General features: G+C 74.3%; 19 protein-coding genes. 8 read left to right on the plus strand and 11 right to left on the minus strand.

The features are described 5' to 3' along the window. Positions 1-69: 69 nt before the first annotated feature. Together OH807_RS33205 and OH807_RS33210 are read right to left on the minus strand one after the other, a co-directional pair. Positions 70-2,082, minus strand: coding sequence for an IucA/IucC family protein (locus OH807_RS33205; RefSeq protein ID WP_406206587.1), 2,013 nt, complete (start codon positions 2,080-2,082; stop codon positions 70-72). After that, positions 2,079-3,353 (minus strand): acetyl-CoA carboxylase biotin carboxylase subunit family protein, encoded by a 1,275-nt coding sequence (locus tag OH807_RS33210; protein ID WP_406206590.1) that lies wholly within the window; start codon positions 3,351-3,353, stop codon positions 2,079-2,081. The genes OH807_RS33205 and OH807_RS33210 overlap by 4 nt, the downstream gene beginning before the upstream one ends. A gap of 835 nt (positions 3,354-4,188) precedes the next feature. Here OH807_RS33210 and OH807_RS33215 point away from each other — a divergent pair. From OH807_RS33215 to OH807_RS33225, 3 genes are all read left to right on the plus strand, one after another. Beyond that, positions 4,189-5,085, plus strand: a complete 897-nt coding sequence (locus tag OH807_RS33215; protein WP_406206592.1) for a (2Fe-2S)-binding protein — start codon at positions 4,189-4,191, stop codon at positions 5,083-5,085. Positions 5,086-5,122: 37 nt separating this feature from the next. Continuing rightward, the gene (locus OH807_RS33220) at positions 5,123-5,524 is read left to right on the plus strand and encodes a VOC family protein (protein WP_406206595.1); all 402 of its coding nucleotides are present in this window, start codon (positions 5,123-5,125) and stop codon (positions 5,522-5,524) included. 267 nt (positions 5,525-5,791) lie between these two features. Further along, positions 5,792-6,559 carry a dienelactone hydrolase family protein gene (locus OH807_RS33225; protein ID WP_406206597.1) on the plus strand — a complete coding sequence of 256 codons (768 nt, stop codon included), beginning with the start codon at positions 5,792-5,794 and terminating at the stop codon, positions 6,557-6,559. Between the two features lie 123 nt (positions 6,560-6,682). On the opposite strand, the gene OH807_RS33230 is transcribed toward OH807_RS33225, so the two are convergent. Together OH807_RS33230 and OH807_RS33235 are read right to left on the minus strand one after the other, a co-directional pair. Continuing rightward, entirely contained in the window at positions 6,683-6,940 is a 258-nt protein-coding gene (locus tag OH807_RS33230) for a hypothetical protein (RefSeq protein WP_406206599.1), read from the minus strand. Between the two features lie 129 nt (positions 6,941-7,069). Further along, positions 7,070-7,717, minus strand: a complete 648-nt coding sequence (locus OH807_RS33235; RefSeq protein WP_406206602.1) for a TetR/AcrR family transcriptional regulator C-terminal domain-containing protein — start codon at positions 7,715-7,717, stop codon at positions 7,070-7,072. 94 nt (positions 7,718-7,811) lie between these two features. Here OH807_RS33235 and OH807_RS33240 point away from each other — a divergent pair, with 94 nt between their 5' ends. Together OH807_RS33240 and OH807_RS33245 are read left to right on the plus strand one after the other, a co-directional pair. Continuing rightward, on the plus strand, positions 7,812-8,240 hold the full coding sequence (locus tag OH807_RS33240; RefSeq protein WP_406206605.1) for an ester cyclase: 429 nt from the start codon (positions 7,812-7,814) through the stop codon (positions 8,238-8,240). Positions 8,241-8,413: 173 nt separating this feature from the next. Further along, positions 8,414-9,235 (plus strand): methyltransferase domain-containing protein, encoded by an 822-nt coding sequence (locus OH807_RS33245; RefSeq protein WP_406206607.1) that lies wholly within the window; start codon positions 8,414-8,416, stop codon positions 9,233-9,235. A gap of 124 nt (positions 9,236-9,359) precedes the next feature. Here OH807_RS33245 and OH807_RS33250 read toward each other — a convergent pair whose 3' ends face one another. The 7 genes from OH807_RS33250 to OH807_RS33280 all read right to left on the minus strand — a co-directional run bounded on the left by OH807_RS33250 (position 9,360) and on the right by OH807_RS33280 (position 16,420). Beyond that, positions 9,360-9,965 (minus strand): GNAT family N-acetyltransferase, encoded by a 606-nt coding sequence (locus tag OH807_RS33250; RefSeq protein WP_406206610.1) that lies wholly within the window; start codon positions 9,963-9,965, stop codon positions 9,360-9,362. Between the two features lie 112 nt (positions 9,966-10,077). Continuing rightward, a complete protein-coding gene (locus OH807_RS33255) occupies positions 10,078-10,464 on the minus strand; it encodes a hypothetical protein (protein ID WP_406206613.1) in 387 nt (128 codons plus the stop codon). After that, positions 10,461-12,017 carry a hypothetical protein gene (locus OH807_RS33260; RefSeq protein ID WP_406206616.1) on the minus strand — a complete coding sequence of 519 codons (1,557 nt, stop codon included), beginning with the start codon at positions 12,015-12,017 and terminating at the stop codon, positions 10,461-10,463. Before OH807_RS33260 ends, OH807_RS33255 begins: the two co-directional genes overlap by 4 nt. Continuing rightward, positions 12,014-12,355 (minus strand): type VII secretion target, encoded by a 342-nt coding sequence (locus OH807_RS33265; RefSeq protein WP_406206618.1) that lies wholly within the window; start codon positions 12,353-12,355, stop codon positions 12,014-12,016. The genes OH807_RS33260 and OH807_RS33265 overlap by 4 nt, the downstream gene beginning before the upstream one ends. Before the next feature lie 266 nt (positions 12,356-12,621). After that, entirely contained in the window at positions 12,622-14,040 is a 1,419-nt protein-coding gene (locus OH807_RS33270; RefSeq protein ID WP_406206620.1) for an MFS transporter, read from the minus strand. A gap of 429 nt (positions 14,041-14,469) precedes the next feature. After that, complete coding sequence (locus OH807_RS33275) at positions 14,470-15,465, minus strand: ABC transporter substrate-binding protein (protein WP_406206623.1); 996 nt, start codon at positions 15,463-15,465, stop codon at positions 14,470-14,472. Between the two features lie 157 nt (positions 15,466-15,622). Further along, positions 15,623-16,420 carry a MerR family transcriptional regulator gene (locus OH807_RS33280; RefSeq protein WP_406206625.1) on the minus strand — a complete coding sequence of 266 codons (798 nt, stop codon included), beginning with the start codon at positions 16,418-16,420 and terminating at the stop codon, positions 15,623-15,625. Positions 16,421-16,611: 191 nt separating this feature from the next. On the opposite strand from OH807_RS33280, the gene OH807_RS33285 reads away from it, so the two are divergent. The 3 genes from OH807_RS33285 to OH807_RS33295 are packed head-to-tail and all read left to right on the plus strand — an operon-like array spanning position 16,612 to position 20,272. Continuing rightward, positions 16,612-18,363: a flavin-containing monooxygenase gene (locus OH807_RS33285; RefSeq protein ID WP_406206628.1), complete on the plus strand. Its 1,752-nt coding sequence runs from the start codon at positions 16,612-16,614 to the stop codon at positions 18,361-18,363. Continuing rightward, complete coding sequence (locus OH807_RS33290; protein WP_406206630.1) at positions 18,360-19,382, plus strand: alpha/beta fold hydrolase; 1,023 nt, start codon at positions 18,360-18,362, stop codon at positions 19,380-19,382. The genes OH807_RS33285 and OH807_RS33290 overlap by 4 nt, the downstream gene beginning before the upstream one ends. Beyond that, positions 19,379-20,272, plus strand: coding sequence for an SDR family oxidoreductase (locus OH807_RS33295; RefSeq protein ID WP_406206633.1), 894 nt, complete (start codon positions 19,379-19,381; stop codon positions 20,270-20,272). Before OH807_RS33290 ends, OH807_RS33295 begins: the two co-directional genes overlap by 4 nt. Positions 20,273-20,338: the final 66 nt, after the last annotated feature.

Raw genomic sequence — 20,338 nt, forward strand, 5'->3', positions numbered from 1 at the left:
GGGCTGGGGCGGTGGCCGGGCCGGCGTCCGCGGCCATGGCGCCGCCCCCGGCGGCCAGGGGATGTGCGGTCATCGGCAGCTGCTGCCGGTGCCGGCACCGGTCGGTCCTGCCGCCCGGTCGGCTCCCCGGCGTGCGGCGCGTCTCGACGGCGGCAGAAGGTAGTTGGGCCCGTCGGTGTAGTGCTTGTTGATGTCCGCGGCACCCGAACGCTGCTTGGTCAGCAGGGTGCCCGCGGTGACCATGGCCTTGACCGGCAGTCGGTCGGCGTCCAGCAGCGCGGCGCGCAGAGGGGCGCCCGCGGGGCCGATCCGGTCGACCGCCTCGCTCAGACGGCCGCGCAACATCGCCAGCAGATCGTCGAGTTCGGCCCGCCCTTGGGCGGCGAGCCCGAAGGCGAGTGCTCCGGTGCAGAGGTGGCCGGTGACGGTGGCGAAGAGGTCGGTCAGTGCCCGGTCGTCGGTGCCGAGGATCCGGGCGTCGTCGAACCCGGCCGGGGAGGAAAGGAGTTCGCCGATTCCTCCGCCCAGCCGCTCGGTGAGCCGGGCGGTGTGGATGCGCGGCCCGTCGTCGTCCTTGTGGAGCAGGCGCAGCCCGCCGTCCTCGTCCAGCACCAGGGAGATGTTCTGCTGATGGGACTCCAGGGCGATGCCGTAGCCGAACAGGGTGGTCTGCCAGTCGAGGAGCAGGCCAAGCAGGGCGTCGTAGAGCGCGACCGGGTCGCCGCCGTGGAAACGGTCGGCGAGATGGTCGATCACCAGCCGGCCGCCGGGCGCGGGGGCCAGCAGCGCGGCCAGCGGCACGACGACCGACCGCCCCAGGCTGCTCGTGCCCGTCGTGCCCGTCGTGCCCGTCGTGCCCGTCGTGCCCGTCGTGCCTGGTGCGTCCGTGCTGCCGCATGCCGCCGGAGTGGTCGTGGCCGGGGCTGCCGGGCTCGGGTAGCGGCGCAGCAGTACGGCGAGCAGTTCGTGCCCGGCATGCGCCCAGGTCTGCTCGTCGGCGTGCAGGATCCGGCCGGCGAAGCGCGGTTCGCGGGCGAGGACGGCCTCGAACAGCTGCTGGCCGGCGGCGCCGTCGAGCAGCGTCCCGGGTTTGATGGTGCGGCGGTTGAGGCGGCCCAGGGTGGAGGTGGCGAGGGGGAGTTTGAGGTGGTGGGCGGGGTCGTCGGCGACGGCCACCGTCCGCATCGAGAGGGTGGGCACCACCGTCAGGCAGGACCGGTCGGCGAGCACGGCGCTGCCCTCCAGGCCGGTGGCGCGCAGGGCCTCCGTCAGCGGTTCGCCGATGGTGAGCGGGTGCACCGGCAGGGTGGCCCAGGCGCCGTCGCCGCCCGGCAGGTCGAGGCCCAGCCAGCTCGGGGTGGGCCACCAGCTGGGCAGCGGCTCGGTGCCGTGGGTGGTCAGGGCGCCGGCCGGGAGGGCGAGCCAGCGCAGTTCGAAGGCTGGGTGGAACTCCGGTGCGTAGGAGCGTAGTTGTGCCTCGGTGAGGCCGGCGCGACCGCGCGCGGTCGGGTAGACCGGGTGGTCGAGGTAGGCGGCGAGCGTGTCGTGGCCCAGGGCGGCGGCGGGGCCGGTCCACCGGGCCGGGTCCGCGCCGTAGAGGTCGGTGAGGGTGGCGTGCGTCTCGGACCGGGCGCGGTCGTGCAGCTCCATGGTGGCGAGGGTCTGCCGGCACTCCTCGGCGAAGGCCGCCCAGCCCGGCCGGTCCTCGGGGTCGGCGAGGCCGGCGAGCGAGGCCACGATGCCGTCCAGGCCCTCGGGCCGGGCGCCGCCCAGTTCGACCAGCGGCAACCGGACGGCGTACTCGCACTGGAAGCCGTCGGGGGTGACGGGCAGGGCGAGGCCGGCGTCGGCCAGGTGCAGCCAGGGGCCGTCGGCCCGCTCCTCGACGGTGGCGCGGGTGCGCAGTCCGAACACGTCCTCGCGCAGCAGCGCGGACAGCACCCGGAGGGTCAGGGCATCGGACGCGGACACGGCGGCGGGGACGGCGGTCCGTGCCGTGCCGGTCGCCGTACTGGTCGCCGTACTGGTCGCCGTGCCGGTCGCCGTGCTGGGCCGGGCGGTCGGGGCGGCGGTGGCGCTCACGGTGTGATCTCCCAGCGGTTGGCGGTGACGAAGCGGGCGACGGCGGCGTCCACGGCGGACTGCTCGGGGCCGACGGCGCGGATCACGCCCAGGTAGTCCCGGTTGGTGCGGTAGTGCTCGTGCCGCTCGCCGAGTTCGCGCAGCGGCCGGTAGGCGAGCCGGACGCCGTCGAGATCCTCGTCGTACGGTCCGGGTGCGGCGGTGAGGGTGCCGGCCCGGTCGGCGCAGACCGGTTCGTTCCGGGCGCGCAGCGGGGCGGCGGCGCACCGGTCGGAGAGGTCGGCGGGCAGTTCACGGCCCAGGTGGGTGCCGAGGATGAGCTCGAAGAGCGGGATGTCGAGGAGGTCGGCCAGCATCAGGTCGCACTGGTCGCCGATGGCACGGTAGTTGACCTCGATGATCCGGGCCCGGCCGTCCGGCTGGACGACGAACTCGGTGTGACAGACGCCGAGGCCGATGCCGATGGCGTCGAGCTGGGCCAGGACCTGCTCGACCACGGCGGCCGGGTGGGCGGGGACGAACTCCAGCATCTCCTCGATGAAGTGGGGCGGCGGGGAGACCCTGGTCCGGAACCCGCCGAGGACGTGGCGTCGTCGGCCGTCGCCGAGTGTCTCCAGCGTGCACAACTGCCCGGCCAGGAACTCCTCGACGACCAGCGCGGCGCCGGGCCGCCGGTGCTGTATCTCCTTGCAGCGCCGTTGCAGTTCGTGGACGTCGGCGACCAGGGAGACGTCCTCGCTCGCGACGCCCTCGCGGGGCTTCACCACCACGGGGAAGGGCAGGCCCGACTCCGCCGGCACGGAGGGGTCCTGGCCGGGGGAGAGTTCGACGGAGCGGACGGTGTCGAGGCCTACGGCGGCCAGGTGCCGGCGCAGCTCGCCCTTGTTCTTGGCCCGCAGTGCGGCCCTCCAGTCCTTGCCCGGCAGGCCGAAGTACTCGGCGACCAGGGCGGTCTGGGTCTGGAGGTGGTCGCTGTTGCTGAAGACGGCGAAGCCCGCGCCCGCCGCCGGGTCCGCCGTGGGGTCCGAGGCCGGAGCCGCCGGGGTGGCCTCGTGGGCCCGGTGCCGGGAGACGGCCCCGACCACCTCGCGGAAGTCCCGGACCTCACACTCCACGACGTCCGGCGCGAACTCCAGCCCGGCGTAGGCGCGTCGATGCGGTTCGCCGTGGTCGGTGAGCACCGTGACGTCGAGCCCGAGCCGGGCAGCGGCCGGCAGGAAGCCCTGGGTGACCGAGTCGGTGGGATTGAGCGCGAGAAGGTAGAGCCGCATGGCGGAGCGGATCCTCTCCGTGGGGTGGGGAGCGAGGGGGCGGGGGAGGGGCGGGCTCCCCATGGCCCGTCCCGGAGGGGGATTGCTGCGCGAACGTGTCGGCGCCCGCGGCTCCGGCGGTGTCGGCGAGCACGGCATTGCAGAGCACGGCATCGGCGAGCACGACATCGGTGGCCCGGGTGCCGATGTCGGACATCCGGGTCTCGTCCGACATATTGAACACCTTGTCAGATGGTGTGGTGTTCGGGTTCTGCCGGGCGAGGGCGAGGGCGAGGGCGCCGGTGCCCGGGTGCTCACCTCGCGCGGCCCGGCCGGTTTGTCGACGACGGCCACGAAGATCGGGGCGGGGTCGGTCCGGTCGAGCAGGTCGGCACCGGCCTGAGTGTCGACTTGTCGGCCCGTCGGACTTCGAGTCAGTCAGTCAGTCAGCCGGCCGGCCGGCCGGCTGAGCCCGTCGCCCGTCAGCGTGCCCGTCAGTACGCCGCTACCGGTCGACCGCCTCTGGCGCCGGCGGCCCGGCCCGGGGTGCGGGAGCCGGGCGCGCGGCTGGGGGCGGAGCCGGGGCTCGGCGGGCAGGGCGCGGGCGTGGCATGCAGCACGAGCACTCCTCGTCCGGTGGCCGGTGTCGGGAGCTGCCGCACCGCGGTGGTCCGGGGCCCTGTCGGGGCCGCGACGGCCGTCGTGTCGGTTGCTAGCACAAGGCGAGATCCTAGGTTAGGCGACCCTAAGAACGTCAAGTCGGGCCGACGCGGTGCGGATCGGGGTGGCGGTGCGTCAGAAGTGGTCCCAGGAGCCTATAAGGTGAGCCTCACCTAACTCGATCTCGGGAGTGCCGATGATCTCGGGGACCGCACCCCTGCCCGCCACCGGCCGGGGCCTCTCTCCTCTCCGCGCGGACTACCGGCGGCTGCTGGACCTCTGCCCCGCGCTGCGGGTCACCCTGCTCGGCGAGGGCGAACCGGCCCCGACCCGCGCGCAGGGCTGGTACTCCGCCGCCGAGCTGGCCGCGGACCCGGCCGCCCTCGACGCCGCGCTGGCCGGTGAGGCGGCCCGCATCGCACCGCTCGCCGCCGAGCACGGCACCGCCCCGCGCCCGCACGTCGCCGCCTCTCGTCTGCTGCACCACTACCTGTGGTCGGTCTCCCTCCTGATCGCCGGGCCCTGGCGCCTCGCCCGCCGCGTCCCCGCGATCGACGGCGCGGACCTCTGGCTGCACGCGGCGACCGGCGATCTCGTGCTCCGCCCGCGCACCCACGTCACGCTCCCGGGCGACGACGAGCTCCGCGCCGAACTGCGCACCGCCGTCGTCGCCTCCGTCGAACCGCTCCTCGCCGCTTTCGCGGGCCCCACCCGTCGCGGCACCCGGGCGCTCTGGGGCATGGTCACGGACGACCTCGCCTCGGCGATCTGGCACCTCGGGCAGATGCTCGACGCCGCCGGGGAGGGCGCGGGTTTCGAGGCCGGCGCCGGCGGCGACACCATCGACGGCACCGTCGACGGCGCCGGCGCCGGTGGTGAGGCGGGAGCCGTCGCGGCTGCGGGGGCCGTACTCCCCGGAGGGACCCAGCCGCTCCTCGGCGCCGCCGACTTCCGCGTCCTGCACGGCCCGGACGGCCGCGGCCACCACACCCGGACCAGGCTGGGCTGCTGCCTCTACTACGCGATCCGCCCCGACAACGCGTGCATCACCTGCCCCCGGACGTCGGACGAGGAGCGCTTGCAGCGCCTCTGACGCCGGGTCACCGACAGGCGGCCAGTACGCTCACCACATGATCGACTCCACCACCCGGATCCGGGTCGCGCGCCCCTCGCGGGATCTTGCCGCCGCCGAACGTTTCTATGTCGACGGGCTCGGCCTCTCCGTCCTCTGGCGCAGCACCGAGCGCGTCCCCGGCGAGCACGACCTGCTGATGGTCGGACTGCCCGGCGGCACCTGGCACTTCGAGCTGACCCACGACCCGGAGCGTCCGCTCGAACCGACCCCGACCGTCGACGACCTGTTCGTCCTCTACCTCGGTGCGCCCGTGGACGACGCCCTGGTCGCCGGGCTGGAGGCGGCCGGCGGCACCCGCGTCCCCTCCCACAACCCGTACTGGGACGAGTTCGGCGTCACCGTCGCCGACCCCGACGGCTACCGACTGGTCCTCAGCACCCGTACCTGGACCGCCTGAACCCGGCCAGGTCGCCGCCCACCCACAGATGGGCGGCGGGCGGCGCGAGCGGAGCTCCTCGGGCGAGCATCGCTACCAGACCAGTCACCGGCAGGGATCCGCTCACCGGCAGGAATCCGGCCGCGGACAGCAGGCCGAGCGCCGGCACCCCACCGGGCACCGGCCGGAGTCGGGTGGGCCGATGCGCCATGGCCCGGTCCGTCGGCGGCCGGTACGCTGCGGCCGAGTGCCCCACGCCGAGTGCCCCACCGAGAAGGAGGCTTGATCGTGACGAGCGCCGTGCGCGGCTCATCCGTGGACATCGTGACGGCGGACGGCACCGCCGACGCCTACCTGGCCCACCCGGACGACGGCCGCGCCCACCCCGCCGTCCTGCTGTACATGAACGCGTTCGGCCTGCGCCCCTTCCTGGCCTCGCTGGCCGACCGGATCGCCGCCGAGGGCTACACCGTGCTGGTGCCCAACGTGTTCTACCGGGAGGGCCGCGCACCGCTCGTCACGCTGCCCGAGCCGCCCGCGCTGTTCGATCCGGCCGCCGATCCCGCGCTGATGGCACGGCTCGGCCGGCTCATGGGCTCCTTCACCGCGGACCAGGCCGTCCGGGACGCCGGCGCGTACCTGGACTGGCTGGCCGACTCCCCGCTGGCGGTGGACGGCCCGGTCGGCATCACCGGCTACTGCCTCGGCGCCCAGCTCGCGCTGCGCACGGCGGCCGCGCACCCCGACCGGGTGGCCGCCGCGGCCGGGTTCCACGGCGGCCTGCTGGCCACCGAGGCCGCGGACAGCCCGCACCTGGGCGTCGAGCGGATCACGGCCGAGCTCTACTTCGGGCACGCGGACCAGGATCCGACGCTCCCGGTCGAGCAGATCGAACGCCTGGCGGCGGCCCTTGCCGAGGCCGGCGTCCGCCACGCCTGCGAGGTCTACCCGGGTACGTCGCACGGCTTCACCCAGGCCGACAGCACCGCGTACCACCCGGAGGGCGACGCCCGGCACTGGGCCGCGCTGCTCGACCTCCTGCGGCGCACCCTCTGACCTGACGACTGCTCAGGCCGCTGCGCCGGGCTCTCCCGGCGTCGGTGCCGGGCCGACCGGCGCGCCGCCCGTCGGCCCGGTCGGCGCGGAGTCCGCCCGGCCGGCGCCGGAGTACGGGGCGGGTCAGCGGTGCAGTGAACGAAGCACCAGTGCCGGGCGGGCACCCGAGATCGAGCAGCGGATGCCGGAGACGCCGGCGGGAGTGAAGGAGGCGCCGTCGGCCCGCGTCACGGTGATGGTCCGGCCGTCGAAGGCGACCAGGTCGCCGACCGCGAGGAAGAGCGGGTGCTCCGGGGTGACGAAGGCGCCGCCCTCCGTCTCCAGCTCGTTGACGATCACCATGCGGGGGATCGGGGTGGCACCGTCCGTGACGAGATCCATGGCAGCACCGTCCCACAGGAGCGCGGCCGGAGGCGAGCGGGTATGCGTCGGCGTCCGCGCAGTTGCCCGGCCGGCACCACTTCCCCGCTGACACCGTCGGGGCGGCGCGCCGCCGCCCCTCGTGCGCTGCTACGCCTCCGGCCGGGTGAGCCGCTGGTGCAGGCCGGTCAGCAGGGCGTCGAGCGCGAGGTCGAAGCGGGCCTGGTGGTCGGCCGCCGTCCCGAGGCCGGCGGCGACCGCGGCCGCGAGCGTGGGGAAGTGCGCGAGGTCGAGGTCGTCGGCGGGCTGCTCCGGGTGGCCGGGGGTGGTGGCGGCCTCGGCGAGGCAGTGGCCGACGGTGAAGGTGGCCACGGAGTTGATGGCCCGCAGGGCCTGGAGCGGCGTCAGCCCGGCGAGCGTGAGGGCGGCCGCGGTGTCCTCCGCCGCGCGTAGCGCGTCGGCCGAGCGGACGGGGCGGGTGGCGACCAGCGGAATCACCCCGGGGTGGCGCAGCAGCTCGGCTCGGAAGGCCACGGCGAAGCGGCGGAGGTGCTCCGGCCATCGCTCCGCGGGCGCGGTGGTGTCGGCGCGGACTGCGGAGACCACCAGCTCGACCAGGCCGTCGAGCAGGGCGGCCTTGTTGGGGACGTAGTGGTAGAGCGTCATGGCCTCGACGCCGAGCCCGGTACCGAGGCGGCGCATCGACAGCTTCTCGACGCCGTCCCGGTCGACGAGGTCCAGTGCGGCCCGAAGCACCTTGGTGCGGGTGAGCCCGGCCCGTTTGGCACTGGTCTCCATGGCGCTGCTCCTCCGGCCGGACGTTGACATTCTTACGGCGTAAGGGAAGAGTAGCGCCCCGACGCAGCCTTACGCCGTAAGAGAGAGGTTCCTCATGACCACGGAGCAGAACAAGCAGCTGGTGGCCGACTTCTTCGCCGCCCTCAACGAGGCCCGCGTCGCGGACCTGGGCGACTACCTCGCCGCCGATGTCGTCGACCACAACAAGGTCGTCCACGGCGAGCCCGACGAGCCGGGCGCCGCGTTCGCCGCCATCGCCCTCCAGCTGGAGGCCCTCGCGCCGTACCGCGCCCGGGTCGACGAGCTGATCGCCGAGGGCGACCGGGTGGTCGCCCGGGTCACCCAGAGCGGCGTCAGCTCCGGCAGCCACCCCCGGATGCCGGTGCCCACCGGTCGCGCCTTCGAGAACGAGGCGATCTTCGTCCTCACCCTGGCCGCCGGCCGGATCAGCGAGATGCGCTGCGTCTCCGACCGCCTCGGCCTGTTCATCCAGCTCGGCTGGGACTGGCCGACCGCCGACTGATGCTGCTCCGCGCCCGCGGATCGGGCGCGCGTCCTGCGGGGTGCACCGAGGACGGCCGCGCCCGGCCGGGCTCCTGCGTGAACCCGGCCCGCAAGGTGCACGCCCTCTTCAGGTGGCCGTGCCCCGTCGGTAGGGTGACGGCGTGCCGGCCGGGCACGCCGAGGGGGGAGTCGATGACCGCGGACGATCAGGTCGACATGACGCGCAGTCAAGTCTTCGGCGAGGTGGCCGAGATGTACGACATCGTCCGGCCGGGCTACGCGGACGCGCTGGTGACGGAGGTGCTCGCGTACGCGGCCCTGGACGGGCAGGCCGCGCTGGAGATCGGCGCCGGCACCGGAAAGGCCACGCTGTCGTTCGCCGCGCACGGCGTTCCGCTGGTGTGCATCGAGCCCGACCCGCGGATGGCTGAGGTGCTGCGCCGGAACACGGCGCACTGCCGCGGTGTGCGGGTACAGTCCGGGCGCTTCGAGGACTGGCGGTCGGACGGCCGCCGCTTCGGGCTGCTCCTCGCCGCGACGTCCTGGCACTGGGTGGACGGCGAGCGGCGCTGGGACCTCGCCCACGACGCCCTCGCCCCCGGTGGCACGCTGGCCCTGTTCTGGAACCCGCACGGAATCCGCGACCCCGAGGTGCAGACGGTCCTGGCCGAGGTCGACCGCCGCCACGGACTGGTCGGCACTCCGCACCGCGCGCCGGCCTCCGCCTACGGTGAGCGGCCCGGTCACTGGGCCGGGGCGCCCGGCTGGCCCGAGGAGGAGTGCCGCCGGGACGGCCGGTTCACCGACCTGCGGGCCGTCCGGTTCCGGGAGCACCGGCACTACGCCACCGACCGCTACCTGGCGCTGCTCGCCTCGACCTCGGCGTACCGCGTCCTCTCCCCGGACCGGCGTGAGCGGGTGCTCGCCGAGACCGGCCGGGTGCTGGACGCCCGTGGCGGGGGCATCGACATGGACCACTTCAGCGACCTGCTGCTCGCCCGTCGCCCGGCGTGAGGGCCGGCGCCCCGGGCCCGGCGGGGGTTGCGGCCGGGCGCCTCGGAGCCAGGACGAGACGCGGCGGCGGCGGAGCCGGCGGTGGTGCGTGCAAGCGGATCACCGCCGTGACCGACGAGACGGCTCAGCCGGTGACGGCGTCCCCGTCCCCGTCGCCGCCCCCGTCGCCGGCACGGTGCTGCGGGGCCGCCGCCGCCCACTCCTCGCGGAGCAGGCCGAACAGCACCCGGTCGTACCGGGCGCCGCCCACCAGGACGGCCGCGCGGCGCCGGCCCTCGATCCGGAAGCCGAGCCGCGTGAAGGCCCGGACGGCGTGCTCGTTGCCGCTCCAGGTGTCCAGCTCCAGCCGGTGCAGGCCGTACGCGCCGAACAGGTGGTCCACCAGCAGTCGCACCGCCTCCGAGCCGTGGCCCCGGCCCCGGACGTCCGGTTCGCCGATGGTGATCCCGAGCGTGGCGACCCCGGCCCAGGGGTCGAGGTCCCGGTAGTCGGCCATGCCGATGACGCGGCCGGTCGCCGCCTCCTCGACGGTGAACACGGCGGCCTCGCGGGGGACGAGCCGCAACATGGTGTCGAACCCCAGCCCCAGCGCCTCGGGGGTGACCGGCCCGAAGCACGGGTCGCCGGCGGCCGCGAGGCGCACCGTCTCCGGGTCGTTGCGCCACCGGAGATGGTGCTCCGCGTCCTCGGCGCGCAGCGCGCGCAGTCGTACGTGCGTTCCTTCGATCATGATCGGATCGTAGGGCCGGAGTGATCATCAGGTCACGGCGGGGCGGGCGGGGCGTCGGTCGCGCAGACCCGCCCGCCGCGCCGCCGGTCCGGAGCGGTCCGGACCGAGGACGCTAGTCGCCCAGCGCCCGGAGGTCGCGCCGGAGCGCGAGCAGGGCGGAGACCTCCGCCAGCCAGCGTGCGAACAGGTGCTCGCGCCCCAGATCGGCGCCGCTGGCGGCGGCGGCCTCCAGCCAGCTGCGGACCAGGGTGCGGCCGGGCCTGCTGATGACCGGCTCGGGCAGCGCGAGGGCGGCCGCGAAGCCACCCGCCCGGACGTGCTGGGCGAGGAAGCCCAACGGGTACGGGCCGACGTCCGCCGCCTCCGCGCGGTGTGCGGCGGCGATGGCGGCCTCGGTGAACAGGGCCTGGCGCGGGCCGCCGGTGAGCAGCAGGCCGCGGGTGATGGCGGCGGGCACGTCGAGGTCCGCCAGTTCGGCATCCGGCCGGACGGTGGTCATTTCGGCAGCTCCAGGGCGGTCGACTTGTTCAGGGGGTGTTCACCGGGGGTCAGTCCGCCGAGTTGGCTGTTGACGAACTGTTCCTCCGTCACCCAGGAGGTGAAGCCCCAGGGGTTGTAGACCTGCAGCCTGTCACCGTCCCGCCCGATGATCATCATCTGGTGGCCCTCGTCGCTGTTGCGCACGGTGATCGGTACCGGCAGGCCCTCGTCCACGGACTTCTCGATCCGCGCCAGGGCCGCCCGCCGGTCCTGCTCGTCCTCCAGCTCCACGTGCTCGTAGTCGGCGCCGGTGGCTTTGCCGAGGTCCTTGTCGGCCAGGTAGGTCTGGGCCTTGGGGCCGAGGCCGCTGTCCTCCTTGGGGTAGGTCTTGCGGCCGTCGGCCTTCTGGCCGGCGATGTACTCGTCCACGTAGGTCTTCTGCAGCCGCTGCTCGAAGTTCTGCGCGGAGTCGGCGCCGGGGGTGTCGGGCGTGCCGCCGGTGGTGAGCTGGTACATCAGCAGCGGGTCGAGCTTGGCCTGGGCGATCACGGTGGACGCGGCCACGCAGTCGTTGACGTTGCGCTGCGAGTAGACGGAGTAGCCGTCGATGTTGACCTGCTGGCCCTGGTACGTGAGGTCGATGTTGTCCGTGGACTCACGGTTGATGTCGGTGGTGCTGGTCGCGGGCACCAGGTGCCGGGCGAGCCACGCCGGATCGTCACCGTGCGGGTGGATGCCCGCGTCGAACCTCTGGATGTCGGCCACCGAGTGGCCGGCCGCCAGCGCCTTCCACAGGTAGGCGGCCTCCTCGGGGGACTTGGCGCCGGAGAGCAGCGCGCGGAAGGCGGCCTGGTCGGCGCCGGTCATCACACCGAGCGTCTGGGTGGCCCGGTCGAGCTGGCCCGGGGTCAGGATGTAACCGTCGTCCTCGCCCGCGCCCGGGTTCTTCTCGGTGGCCAGCACCACGGCGGCCAGCGGGTCGAGCGAGCCCTCGCCGGCGCGCGAGGCGCGGGCCTTGGAGGTCAGCTGGTTCAGCCTGCTCGCCGTACTGGTGGCGCAGCTCTCGGCGTGCCGTGCGGCGGAGATCCGGGCACCGACGCCGGCGATCGCGGCGTTCCGGGCGTCCTGGTCGAAACCGCCCGGGTCCTCGGCGGCCTTCGCCCTGGCCTCGCTCAGCTGACGGCAGCCGTCGGCGTCGGTGCGCTTCGCCCACTCCAGGTCGTTGGCCCAGGCGTCCAGCAGGACGGCCGCCGCGGCCAGACTCTCCTTGGAGGTGGTGGTCTCGGCCGACATCGCGTGGATCGCCTGGGTGGCGTGCTCGGCCACCGAGCCGGTCCAGACCGCGGGCAGTTGGTTGGTGGCGATGCCCGCGAGGTCCTGCGAGGCCTGGTTGAAGGAGGTGGCCGCCTGCGCGTAGTCCTTCGCCCGGGCGCGCACGGCGGCCGGGTCGCCGACCGGCTCCGGCACGCCTAGTGCCTTGTCGATCCCCTGGATCAGCGAGAGGTTGGCGAACATGAGGTTCACCTTCTCGATGTCGTGCTGCGCGTTCTCCAGATCCTTGACCTTGCTCACCGGCCACCCGCCGGCACCAGTGCGGAGGCGATCGCCTTCTCCGTGTTGCGGTAGTTCTGCGTGGTCGTCGACATCTTCTGCGACAGCTCGTCGAGGGCGCGTTGGGTGACGGTGATCTCCTTCGACCACGCGGTGTCGAAGGCGGACCAGGCCTGGTCCATCCCGAACTCGCCGAAGGCCGTGGACGCGTAACAGACCGAGCCCGCGTACGCGGCCTTGGCCGCCGCGATGTCGGTGGCGGTCTTGCCCAACTGGTCCGACACCCCGCTCAGGCCCGCCAGGCTGACGCTGTACCCGTCCCCGCCCGCCCCGCCGCCTGCGCCTGCTCCACCGCTCATGCTTCCCCGTTCCCCCGTCTCCGGTACGTCTTCACGTCGTCCGGTACGTCGTCCGGTACGTCTTCTGGTGCGTCAGCCGGTCCGTCTTCCGGTCCGGCGGCCGGGATGTCCCTCCGGACGTGCCTCAGGCCGCCCTGCCGCACGTCCTACGGGACGCCTCCCGGGCCACTTCGGTTTCCCGGTCCGCCGAATGGCTCGATGCCCGCGCGCAGAGTTGCGCCACGGACATCGGTGGCTGAGCCTAACGTGTGGCAGCGGCCGGGGCGTTACGCCCGCGAGGGCTGCACGGGCTCCTCGTTCTCTTCACGCCGGGGGCGCACCGCCTCCGGATTCTGCCGGGAATCCCCGCCGGCGCTTGGGGTGTTCTTGGCCTTCGCCCCGCCCGCCGTGACGGCGGACGCTCCGGCGGCCGGTGCGGCGCTCATTCCACCACCTGCCCCGCCACCCGTTCCGGCGGTCGGGAGGTCGCGGCGGCGGTAGCGGTGGTCGGTGGCGGTGAATGCGGCGAGCAGCAGTGCCGCCGCGGCAGCCGCCACGGTGATCCGGAACGGTGCGGTGGGGCCGATGTGGGCGGCGGCCCAGCCGCTCAGGAAGGTGCTGGCCGACTGGGCCACGATGATCGCGCTGACCAGCGCCGCCATCGCCTCGCCGAGCCGGGAGGTCGGCACCGTCCGCTCGACCAGGCCGAACATGGTGATCATCTGGGGGGCGACGGCCACGCCCACGCCCCCGATCGCGGCGGCCAGGGCCGACACGCTGCCGCCCGAGAAGAGCAGCAGGACGGAGGTGGAGCAGAGCAGGACGGTGGCCACCCGCAGGCGCAGCGGCAGCTCCCAGCGGGCGGGCAGAGCGGCGGTGGCGATGCCGGCGAAGGTACTGGTCAGGCCCATGAGGCCGTACAGCAGCCCGGCCGCGCCCGGCTGACCGAGCGCCTCCGTGGTGGCCGTCACCCCGACCTGCACCGAACCGAAGAACGCGCCCAGCAGTGCCATCCCGGCCAGCAGCAGCGCGTACGGCGCGTTCAGCAGCGGTTCGGTCCGGCCGTCCCGGCCGGCGCCGCGGGACGCGTCCGCCCCCTGGGGGCCCGCGGCGGTTCCCGGCGTGGCCGTCGGGTGCAGGGCGAAGAGGGTGGCGCAGACGCTGACCAGCGCGGCCGCCGTGAGCAGGCCGACGGCGGGCGAGGCCACGGTGGCGAGCACCCCGACCAGCGCGGGGCCGGCGGTGAAGCTGATCTCGTCGACGATGCCGTCCAGCGAGAGCATCGACGACGTCAACTCCCGGTCGCCGTCCGCCAGCCGGACCCAGCGACTGCGCGACAGCGGACCGACCAGCGGAACCGAGAAGCCGATGAGGGCGGCCGGGGCGATCTGCCAGCCGAGCGGCAGGCCGTTCTCGGAGGTGGTGACGAGGGCGACGATCGCCACCGTGTTGACGGCCGCCGCGACCAGGCCGACCGTCCGCTGTCCGCGGCGGTCCGCCAGCCGCCCGACGGTCGGCCCGCCGAACGCCAGCCCCACGGCCAGTGCCCCGGCCACCACCGAACCGCACCAGACGCTGTCGGTGTTCCTGGTGACCAGCAGCAGCGTGCCGATCGAGCACATCGCGTACGGCAGCCTGCCCAGGAACGACCAGAGCAGCACGGCACCACCCGTCAGCTGCGCCGCCGAACGGAACTTCCTGACCACGGACATCCTGCTCTGCCCCCACGGGGACCAGGGGTGGGCGCCCGCCTCCCACCACCGGCCCGGCCCGGTGACTGTGCGACCCGCGGGTGAGCTCCGACCGTACGGCCGGTGCGATCGTCCAGGTAACCGTACGATCACCCAGCGGAGTCGGTCGGGCGTGCTCGATCATGTTAGAGGACCGGCCAACCGGGGCGCCAACAGCTGCCACAGCAGGCACATCGGCACGGTGTCGGCAGTGCTGCGGCGGTAATTCGGCAGTAATTCGGCGGCAATTCGTCGATGGTTCGGCGATCGTCCGGCGGTGGTTCGGTGGTTCGGTGGTTCGGTGGCACCGGGGGCGGCGTTGCGCAGCGTGACGCGGGGGTGTGGCGCGGGGGTGTGGCGCGGGGGTGTGGCGAGGGGGTGTGGCGAGGGGGTGCGGCGGGGCGCTCAGCCGACCAGGTCCTTCCGGATCTGCTCCAGGATCAGGCCCGCGCCGGTGTAGCCGATACCGAGCATCCACAGGCCGTCGTCCACCGGGAAGGCCCGGCCGCTGCGCACGGCGTCCAGGTTCCGCCAGAGCGAGCCCTCCATGATCTTCGGCCGGTCGGACTTGGCCGCGTCGCCGTAGACCGAGTAGAAGATGACGTCGGCGGCGGCCTGGTCGACCTGCTCCGGGCTGATCTCCATAGAGAACCCGGGCTTGTCCTGGTTGGCGGGCCGGCCCAGGCCGAGATCCTTGAGGACGGAGCCGACGAAGGTGTCGTTGAGGTAGAGCCGGGTGGGCGCGCCGGCCAGGAAGCGGGCCATCGCCACCTTGGTGTCCGCGGCCTTCTGCGGCCCGCCGAGTGCCGCGACCAGGCTCGCCGCCGCTGTCCGGTAGGCCGCCTCCGCGGCGTCCGCCTCGCTCTGCCGGCCGAGTGCCTCCGCGTGCAGCCGGGCGTTCTCCTTCCAGGCGGGCCCGGTGGTCCTGCTCAGGACGGTCGGTGCGATCTTCGACAGCTCGTCGTACCGCTTGTCGTCGCGGACCTGGTTGCTCAGGATCAGGTCCGGTCGGAGCGCGGCGACGGCCTCCAGGTTGGGCTGGCCGATCGTGCCGACGGTCCTGGTCCCGGCCAGCCGGGCGGCGGGCAGGTAGCCGGAGAGCGGTGTTCCCTCGGCGACGACGGTGGCGCCGACGGGGGTGAGGCCGAGGGTGACGACGGAGTCCAGGGCGTCGGTGTCCAGTGCGACGACCCGGGCGGCCCGCGCGGGCACCGCGGTCTCGCCGCGTGCGTGCCGGACCGTACGGGTGCCGGAGTCGGCGCCGGTGCCGGTGCCGGGCGAACCGGCCGGTGCGGTGCCCGGGCCGCCCGATCCGCAGGCGGCGAGCACGAGGCCGGAGGCCAGGGTGAGCAGGGTGCGGCGGGTGAGTGCGGCGGCGAGGGGGGTCGGGGCGGGTGGCATCGGGCGGCTCCGTTCCGGACGGCGGCGAGGCGCCCGGATCCCTGCCCCTGCGTGGAGGCGGTTACGCGCCGGACGGTCCGCGGCCGGGGGCTCGGGACAGGGGGCCGGGGGCTCGGGGCCGGCGGCGCGTGGGGCGCGCGCTCGCGGCAGCCGGCAGTCAGTCGCCCTGTGCCCCCGCCTCCTCCTCCTCGTCCCGCTCCAGCCGCTGCCGGAGCAGCTCGTCGTACTCGGCGTGCACCCGCCGGTCCATCGCCAGGGCGAACTGGGCGTCCGTGACCGTCCGGGCCAGGGGGCGGACCCGCAGGATCTGATCGGTGAGCCGGGCCGCCTCGCCAGGAGGGAGCGGGGAGTCGGCGGCGAGTGCGCCGAGGATCTGCTCCCGGACGACCGCGGTGAAGATCTCCGCGATCGCGTCCACGTGCTCCTGGGAGCGCCGGCTGGCCTCCAGGACGACCGAGAGCGGGACGCCTTCGTCGACCAGCGCCGTCGTCGCGTCCATCAGCCGGCGGCTGACGTGGGTGATCCCGTCCTCGCTGATCGTGATGTAGCCCTGGGCGATGGACTCGGCGGTGTTCTCCTCGGTGAGCTGGTCGCCGAAGGCGGCCTTGAGCTCGTCCCAGCTCAGGTGGACGGGAGTCTCGTCGGACCACGGCGCGATGATCGCGGCCTCCAGTCCGATCAGTTCGGCGACGTCCTGGCCGCTCTCGCCCGCGCCGATCAGCTCGGCGATGCCGCCCAGCGTGTGGCCGCGTTCCAGCAGTTCGGCGATGACGCGCAGGCGGTTCAGGTGGGTCTCGCCGTACCAGGCGATCCGGCCTTCCTTGCGGGGTGGCTGGAGCAGCTTGCGCTCGCGGTAGAAGCGCAGCGTCCTGGTGGTGATGCCGGCAGCCTCGGCCAGTTCCTCCACCCGGTACTCGCGTTGCTCGTCGCCCGCCGCTGCTCTGACCTTGTCCACGGCGCTCAGCATAGGACGGGCGATCGGAGAAGTGGGCCGGCCGGGCTTCTTCCCTCGCCGGGCGGCACGGGCTACTCTGCCAATCGTGCCAGTGATTACTGGCGTGATTATCGCGACGGCGCCACGGCACCATGGAGGCGCAGGCCGCCGCAGTGCGTACCCTCATGGCCCCACCCTCAGGAGGACGCCGCATGGCATCCAGCACCAAGCGCCCCCAGCCCGGAGCCCCCGGTCAGGAGCCCCGGGGCGCCGCGAGTTCCCCGGAGCCCGCGGCCGGGCCGGCCCCCGAGCCGGCCTCCGCGCCGACCCCCGTGCCCGCACCCGAGGCCGCCCGCCCCGTCCCGCACGTCCGGGTGGCCGTGATCGGCTCCGGCTTCGGCGGCCTCGGCACCGCTGTCCGGCTGCGCCGCGCAGGGATCACCGACTTCGTGATCCTGGAGCGCGCCGGATCGGTCGGCGGCACCTGGCGGGACAACAGCTACCCCGGCTGCGCCTGCGACGTCCCCTCCCACCTCTACTCCTTCTCCTTCGCGCCCAACCCCGACTGGCCCCGCAGCTTCTCCGGCCAGCCCGCGATCCGCGCCTACCTGGAGAAGGTCACCGACGTCTTCGGCATCCGCCCCCACCTGCGCTTCAACGCCGAGGTGACGGAGGCCCGTTGGGAGCCGGAGTGGACCCGCTGGCGGATCACCACCACGGCCGGTGAGTGGACGGCCGACGCCGTCGTCTCCGCCGCCGGGCCGCTCGCCGACCCGCAGATGCCGAACCTCCCGGGCCTGGACTCCTTCCCCGGCAGGGTGTTCCACTCCTCCCGCTGGGACCACGACTTCGACCTGGCCGGCAAGCGGGTGGCGATGGTCGGCACCGGCGCCTCCGCGGCCCAGATCATTCCCTCGATCCAGCCGCAGGTCGGCAGGTTGACGGTCTTTCAGCGCACCCCCGCCTGGGTGCTGCCGCGCCGGGACCGCGACATCACCGAGCTGGAGAAGTGGCTGCACGGCCGGCTGCCGGTCACCGCCAAGCTCCGCCGCGGCGCCCTGTTCGCCCTCCGCGAGCTCCAGGTGGACGCCTTCGTGCGCCGCCCCGGCCTGCTGAAGGTGGTCCAGCAGCTCGCCGAACGGCACATCGCCCGGAGCGTGTCCGACCCGGCCCTGCGCGCCCGGCTCACCCCGGACTACCGGATCGGCTGCAAGCGCATCCTGCTCAGCAACACCTACTACCCGGCGCTGGCCGCGGCCAACACCGAAGTGGTCGCCTCCGGCCTCCGCGAGGTGCGCGGCTCCACCCTGGTGGCGGCCGACGGGAGCGAGCACGAGGCGGACGCGATCGTCTTCGGCACCGGCTTCCACGTCACCGACATGCCCATCGGCGCGCGGGTGTTCGGCGCCGACGGCACCAGCCTGGCCGAGCACTGGAAGGGCGGGATGGAGGCGTTGCGCGGCTCCACCGTCCGGGGCTTCCCGAACCTCTTCTTCGTCATCGGCCCCAACACCGGCCTCGGCAACAGCTCGATGATCCTGATGATCGAGTCCCAGGTGACCTACCTGGTCGACGCGCTCACCGCGCTCGGCTCGGTCGGCGCCACCGCGATGCAGCCGACCGAGCGCGCCCAGCGGCAGTGGAACCTCGAACTCCAGCACCGCATGGACCGCACTGTCTGGACCACGGGCGGCTGCCGCAGCTGGTACCTCGACTCCAGCGGCAAGAACACGGTGCTGTGGCCGGGTTCGACCACCTCGTTCCGCCGCGCCACCCGCAAGGTCGACCTCGACGAGTACGAGCTGATCATGCGAATCGCACCGAAGCCCCGCACCACCCCAGCCGCTGCCACCCCAGCCGCTGCCACCGCAGCCGATGCCGCCACCGCCGCGGCGGCAGCGGCCGCCGGCACCGTCGCCATCACGGTCTCCGCCGCCGTCACCCCGGGGGAGGAGCCCGCATGAGCCCGACGATCCCCGCCGACTGCCTGCCGCCCGTCCCGACCGAGGAGCTGGACGTCCGCTCGGCCGACGGCATCCGGCTGCACGTGGAGATCCACGGTGAGCCGGGCGCCCCGACGATCGTGCTCGCCCACGGCTGGACGTGCTCGACGGCCTTCTGGGCACCGGTGATCCACCGGCTCGCCGCCCGCTACCGGGTCGTCGCGTACGACCAGCGCGGCCACGGCCGGAGCGAGATCCCGCCCAGCCGGATCCGCTACTCCACCCGCGCGCTCGCCGACGACCTCGCGGCCGTGCTCGCGCGGACCGTGCCGGAGGGCGAGCAGGCTGTCCTCGCCGGCCACAGCATGGGCGGCATGACCATCATGGCCGCCGCCGACCGCCCCGAGGTCGCCGTCCGGACGGCCGCCGCCGTGCTGGTCTCCACCGGCCCGTCGGACTTGGTCGCCGAACTCCGGGTGCTGCCGGGGGCCGTGCGCGCCCCGCGGCTGCGCCGCCTGCTGCACCGCCGGGTGCTGCGCTCCCGGCTGCCGCTCGGCCCGGTCGGGCCGGTGAGCCGTGCCGCGCTCAAGTACGCGACGATGGGCCCGGGTTCGCCGGCGGACCGGGTCGAGGCGACGGCCCGGATCGTGCACGCCTGCCCGACGGGCGTCCGGGCCGCGTGGGCCGGTGTGCTGGAGCTGCTGGACGTCCGCGCCGGGCTGTCCCGGCTCGCCGTGCCGACCGCCGTCGTGGTCGGCACCGACGATCGCCTGACGCCACCGGTGCACGCCCACCGGATGGTTGAAGCTCTGCCGGACCCGCAGGGGTTGCTCCTGCTGCCCGGTGTCGGCCACATGGCGCCGGTCGAGCGGCCCGCCGAGGTCGCCGCCGAGATCGACCGGATGGCCGCCGCCCACCTGGCCACGATCCACCCGGCCGCCACCCGGCCGGCCACGGCCCCTGCCGCCGCCGCCGGCCGGCCGGCAGCCGGACCGCTCACCCCCAGCCCCACCGGCCCGCAGAGGAGCCTGACCGCATGAGCGCCGTACCGCCGTTGTCCGCACAGGTCGTCGTCGTCACGGGTGCCGCGCGCGGCGTCGGCGCCGAACTCGCCCGCACGCTCACCGCGCGGGGTGCCAAGGTCGCCCTGCTGGGCCTGGAGCCGGCCGAACTCAAGGCCGTCGCCGCGCTCTGCGGGCCGACCGCCACGGCCTGGGAGGCCGACGTCACCGACATCGACGCGCTCACCGGGACCGCCCGGCTGATCAAGGAGCACTACGGCCGGATCGACGCCGTGGTCGCCAACGCGGGCATCGCCATCGGCGGCCCACTGCTGGACAGCGACCACCGGGCGTTCAGCCGGGTGATCGAGGTCAATCTGCTCGGCAGCGTCGCGACCGCCCGCGCCTTCCTGCCGTTCCTCGCCGAGAGCCGCGGCTACCTGCTGCAGATCGCCTCGCTCGCCGCGCTCACTCCGGCGCCGCTGATGAGTGCGTACTGCGCGAGCAAGTCCGGGGTCGAGGCCTTCGCCCACTCGATCCGCGCCGAGGTCGCCCATCAGGGGGTCAAGGTCGGTGTCGGTTACCTGAGTTGGACCGACACCGACATGGTGCGCGGCGCCGATCAGGACGTGGTCCTGCGGCAGATGCGGTCCCGGCTGCCCTGGCCGGCGAGCAAGACCTACCCGCTCGCCCCGGCCGTGGAGCGCCTGGCCGACGGCATCGCCCGCCGCTCCGCCCACGTCTACGCCCAGGCCTGGCTGCGGGGGTTGCAGCCGGTGCGCGCCCTGCTCCCGCTGGTGATCGCCGCCGTCGGTTCACGGGACGTTGCCAAGCTGGCCCCGGCGCTGGCGGCCACCGCCGCCACCCGCCTGCGGCCGGTGGGTGCCGGCGGGGCCGCCGACACGGCCGTCCACCCCGAGAAGGGCTGACCGGCGAGGCCCGGCCGGCCCGCGGCACGGGGCCGGCCGGGCCTCGGCGCGCCTGCGGTCGGCTCC

This window comes from Kitasatospora sp. NBC_01560, assembly GCF_045208415.1.
Classification (GTDB): Bacteria; Actinomycetota; Actinomycetes; order Streptomycetales; family Streptomycetaceae; genus Kitasatospora.

Bases quoted from the DNA above. Each gene is read 5' to 3' on its own strand.
- OH807_RS33210 (WP_406206590.1), bottom strand. From the start codon at position 3,353: ATGCGGCTCTACCTTCTCGCGCTCAATCCCACCGACTCGGTCACCCAG.
- OH807_RS33215 (WP_406206592.1), top strand. From the start codon at position 4,189: ATGATCTCGGGGACCGCACCCCTGCCCGCCACCGGCCGGGGCCTCTCT.
- OH807_RS33220 (WP_406206595.1), top strand. From the start codon at position 5,123: ATGATCGACTCCACCACCCGGATCCGGGTCGCGCGCCCCTCGCGGGAT.
- OH807_RS33230 (WP_406206599.1), bottom strand. From the start codon at position 6,940: ATGGATCTCGTCACGGACGGTGCCACCCCGATCCCCCGCATGGTGATC.
- OH807_RS33235 (WP_406206602.1), bottom strand. From the start codon at position 7,717: ATGGAGACCAGTGCCAAACGGGCCGGGCTCACCCGCACCAAGGTGCTT.
- OH807_RS33240 (WP_406206605.1), top strand. From the start codon at position 7,812: ATGACCACGGAGCAGAACAAGCAGCTGGTGGCCGACTTCTTCGCCGCC.
- OH807_RS33245 (WP_406206607.1), top strand. From the start codon at position 8,414: ATGACCGCGGACGATCAGGTCGACATGACGCGCAGTCAAGTCTTCGGC.
- OH807_RS33250 (WP_406206610.1), bottom strand. From the start codon at position 9,965: ATGATCGAAGGAACGCACGTACGACTGCGCGCGCTGCGCGCCGAGGAC.
- OH807_RS33255 (WP_406206613.1), bottom strand. From the start codon at position 10,464: ATGACCACCGTCCGGCCGGATGCCGAACTGGCGGACCTCGACGTGCCC.
- OH807_RS33265 (WP_406206618.1), bottom strand. From the start codon at position 12,355: ATGAGCGGTGGAGCAGGCGCAGGCGGCGGGGCGGGCGGGGACGGGTAC.
- OH807_RS33275 (WP_406206623.1), bottom strand. From the start codon at position 15,465: ATGCCACCCGCCCCGACCCCCCTCGCCGCCGCACTCACCCGCCGCACC.
- OH807_RS33285 (WP_406206628.1), top strand. From the start codon at position 16,612: ATGGCATCCAGCACCAAGCGCCCCCAGCCCGGAGCCCCCGGTCAGGAG.
- OH807_RS33290 (WP_406206630.1), top strand. From the start codon at position 18,360: ATGAGCCCGACGATCCCCGCCGACTGCCTGCCGCCCGTCCCGACCGAG.
- OH807_RS33295 (WP_406206633.1), top strand. From the start codon at position 19,379: ATGAGCGCCGTACCGCCGTTGTCCGCACAGGTCGTCGTCGTCACGGGT.